3 protein-coding genes are annotated in these 3760 nt (G+C 63.3%); all 3 read right to left on the bottom strand.

What is annotated here, in order from left to right:
- Positions 1–199: 199 nt before the first annotated feature.
- Entirely contained in the window at positions 200–763 is a 564-nt protein-coding gene (locus CHU93_RS00105) for a hypothetical protein (protein ID WP_094472203.1), read from the bottom strand.
- Positions 764–1100: 337 nt separating this feature from the next.
- On the bottom strand, positions 1101–2093 hold the full coding sequence (locus tag CHU93_RS00100; protein ID WP_094472202.1) for a DUF2493 domain-containing protein: 993 nt from the start codon (positions 2091–2093) through the stop codon (positions 1101–1103).
- Between the two features lie 379 nt (positions 2094–2472).
- On the bottom strand, positions 2473–3760 hold a 1288-nt coding region (tnpC, locus tag CHU93_RS00095), incomplete at its 5' end, for an IS66 family transposase (RefSeq protein WP_106408457.1).

Here is a 3760-nt window from a genome sequence, read left to right as displayed (position 1 = left end):
TTTGCGCCGCCCAATGGCCGACTTTTACTCCGCCGTTGACAGCGTGATCCAGGCGGCATGAAAAAAGGGCACCGCGGCAACGTGCCGGGCACCCTTTTCCACCTCGATCCTGCAGGAGGCTGGTTGCAGATCGAGCGTTAAACATGGCGTCGAGTTGAGCCGATTCCCGGCTGCTCATGAACTGGTGGCTGGTTCGTCATTAGCTCCATTCGAGCAGCGGATGTTGCTCTCCACAATCGGTGGCGGCGATGAACGCGAGGCTTTCGAAGAGCGGAGTGATTCCTGCCTTGACGAAAGCCGCGTAAGTCCGGTGATCTTCGAGCGCTGTGGCGAGCTTCTGCAGGGACAATTGGCCAGTCTCATTTGCATGGCGGCCAAGAGAAGTGAGCACCTTGGACGCATGGTCGCTGCTCATCGTGATGTCACCTACCAGAGCGATGTGTTCACTCACGCGCATCGTGATAGGCGCATCGCATTGCAGGTGTTCGATCCGCAGCATTCGTCCAAGAAACTGCGCTTCCTCGACGATCGCGATCATCTCCGCACGATGGTCGAAGCATGATGCGAACGCGGCGATGGCAAGCGCGTTGGCATTGATCTCGAAGTTCAGGGGCGCGGCCAGGAATTCGCCTGGATCTGCATCGATTGTACTGTTCGCGGTGTGCAGTCTGCGCATCAGCGCGGCGAGCTCTTGCGGGCGTATCTGAGCCGGTACCGAATGGAGCTTTGTCTCGATATCCTTGACGCGGAATGTGACGAGCATCTTTGCCTCCTGTCGCTGCTCGTCTCCTCCATCCCCCTCTCCTTTCTCACTTCCTGAGCTTGTGGCTGAATGCCCACAAGGGGTCTGGTCCAGCCTGAGGGTTGCCGGTCGGCCCATTGTCCGGATGCAGCCGCTGGCGCGGCAGCGATGCCCGCAAGATGCGAAGCATCGAGCACGGGCAAGGCGCGCCGGGCCAAGGCAAAAGTGCCGCTGATACATTCAGGGATCGCGATCCTCGCGGCAGCGGGCGAAGGGGGTTCGATGCCCCCAGAGCCCGCCCCTTGCGCAAAAGAAGAACGGAAGGCCCCGGCATAAGCCGGAGCCTTCCGAAAAGCGCTCAGCCGAAGGTGCGCGAGCGCGTTTGCGCCTGATCGCTGATGCGGCGGATGTGCAGCGGCACGCCAGCCTGACGGAGGCGCTGTGCAAGGTTCGACTGGATGCCGGATCCTTCTCCGATGATCGCTTCAACCGGGTTCAGTTTGACGATGCTCTCGTTGCGCAGGAACGGAGCGCGGTTGCCGTGGCGTTGGTCGGGAACGAACAGGATCGTGTTGACCCCGTTCTGCTGCGCCCATGCACCCGCCATGGCGTCGACGCCCTTGCGCATGCCGGTCGTGCCCAGGACCATGTTCGGGATCCGGGACTTGATGTCGTCGAGGATTGCCCAGATCATCGCGAAGTCGTGCCAATCCTTTTGGCCACCTGACACGATCACCAGCGGGCCATCGGGCTGGAATTGCGCCCTGCGATCCTTGGCGCGTGCTGCGAGGAAATCGCGTGCCTGCACCTGGCTTGCGGTCACCCCATTCTTGCTGACTTGCGATCCCCGAGCGGCCGTGAAGGGGCGACCGGTTTCGACGCGGTAGACGTCTGCTGCATGATCGCGCATTGCCTCGAGCGCTTCGCGGCACCCTTGCAGTGTCTGGCAAAGCTGTTGTGTTTCCTCGAGCTCGACAGCGTAGATTTCCGAAGGATCGAAGTGGCGTGCCATTTCGCCCAGCTTCTTTGCGGCATCGTCCTCGCGACCTTCAGCCAGGCGTGCGGTCATGTGGAAGGAGTTGACCATGCCCCAGGCGAGCTGCTGCGCGAATTCTTCCATGCGCGTGTCCTTGAGGACATCGAAGATCGTTCCGATTGCCATCTCCACGGCGCGGCGCGCCATGTCGGGATCCGGCATCTCTGCGGCGATTGGAGCCTCAATGATATTGAGCTTGGCCAGATCGCTGTGTTCGAGGAACGCTCCGTCGTAGGATTCCGTGATCCCTTCACGTGCATCGGCAAGATTGATCCGTGCCTGAGCCATATCTGCGAACGAGTTGAAAACAGTCATAAAAGCCTCCGATTCTTGAAATCGTCCCCACATTGGGAACAGCCAAAAACCCATCGGGCCGGACGAACCGTGTCAGGGACGGCGAGCTCGTCTCGCCGCCGCCATGGCGGGCGTGGGGGAACCGATTTTCTGCGTGGTGGCTGGCGCGCAGCGACACAGCCTCCCCGCTGAAAATTGGGGGGACCGCGGTCCTTGACTAAGGGGCGACCGCCGATAGGTTTCGGCAGGTGTTCCTGTGTGTGTGGAAGAGACGTTCCCGCCCCCGAGCAAGAGAGACGAAGGCAGGCCCGGTCAGGCGCATCAGCGCCACACCGGGCCGCCCCTTCGGCCCTGCGAAGGGGTTACAGCGGGAACACCGTAAGCGCTGTGCCCGGGCCCTTCAGGGCCTGAACCGCCACGGCATGAGCTGATCGAGTTCCTGGCTGGAATGTCCGCGGGCGAGACGCTCGAGGGTGTTGGTCATCCAGGCGAGCGGGTCGACGCTGTTGAGCTTGGCGGTCTCGATGAGGCTGGCGATGACGGCCCAGTTGTCGCCACCGTCGTCGGAGCCGGCGAACAGGGCGTTCTTGCGATTGAGGGCAATGGGCCTGATGCTCCGCTCGACGATATTGCTGTCGAGCTCGGCCCTACCGTCTTCGAGGAACAGCGTCAGCCCGGTCCAGCGCGAGGTGGCGTAGCGGATGGCGTCGGCCAGCTTGCTCTTGGCGCTGACCAGCGGGAGCCGAGTGCTGAGCAGCCGGAATAGCGCGTCGACGACCGGCTTGCTCTTCTCCTGTCGAACAGAGCGCCGGACGTCAGCGTGCTGCCCGCGGATCTCGTCCTCGATGGCGTAGAGCGTCTTGATCAATTGCAACGCCTCAGTTGATGTTGGTGAGGCATCGGCCTTGGCGAGCTCGAAGAACTTGCGGCGCACATGGGCCCAGCAAAACGCCAGCGACACGTCGTTGCGGCGGCCGATCTCGCGATAGCCGGCATAGCCGTCGACCTGCAGGATGCCGCTAAACCCTGCCAGATGCGCCTTGGGTCGCTCGGCCTTGCGGTCGGGTGCGTAGAGGAACGCCACTGCTGGCGGATCGGTGCCGCCCCATGGCCGGTCATCGCGGGCATAGGCCCAGATCTGCCCGGTCTTGGTGCGTCGTCGCCCGGGATCCAGCACTGGTGCGGTCGTCTCGTCGGCGAACAGCCTGGGGCCCTTCTTGAGCTCTGCCAGCAGATGATCGCGCACCGGTGCCAGATACCAGGCTGCTCGGCCCACCCAGTCGGCCAGCGTCGAACGATCGAGGTTGACGCCCTGCCGAGCGTAGATCTGGGCCTGCCGGTAGAGCGGGAGATGATCGGCGTACTTGGAGACCAGCACGCTGGCGACCAGCGCGTCGGTGGGCAGCCCGCCTTCGACAATGCGGGTCGGTGCCGGGGCTTGCACCACCTCGCCCTCGCAGGCGCGGCAGGCATAGCGCGGACGACGGGTGACCAGCACCCGGAAGCTGGCCGGCACGACGTCGAGCCGTTCGGCGACGTCTTCACCAATGGCGTGCAGATCACCGCCGCAGCAGGTGCAAGCCTTGTGCTCGACATCGATGACCTGCTCGATGCGGGTCAGATGGGCCGGCAAGTTGCCGCGGTTGGCGCGGCGCTCCCGTGCGGCGCGTTCCTTGGGTGTGCTGGCG

Source organism: Sandarakinorhabdus cyanobacteriorum (assembly GCF_002251755.1).
Classification (GTDB): domain Bacteria; phylum Pseudomonadota; class Alphaproteobacteria; order Sphingomonadales; family Sphingomonadaceae; genus Sandarakinorhabdus; species Sandarakinorhabdus cyanobacteriorum.
The sequence above is the reverse complement of the archived record's forward strand: the minus strand, read 5'-3'. Positions and strand labels throughout refer to the sequence as shown.

Coding starts and splice junctions, on each gene's coding strand:
- CHU93_RS00105 (WP_094472203.1), bottom strand. CDS start 763: ATGCTCGTCACATTCCGCGTCAAGGATATCGAGACAAAGCTCCATTCG.
- CHU93_RS00100 (WP_094472202.1), bottom strand. CDS start 2,093: ATGACTGTTTTCAACTCGTTCGCAGATATGGCTCAGGCACGGATCAAT.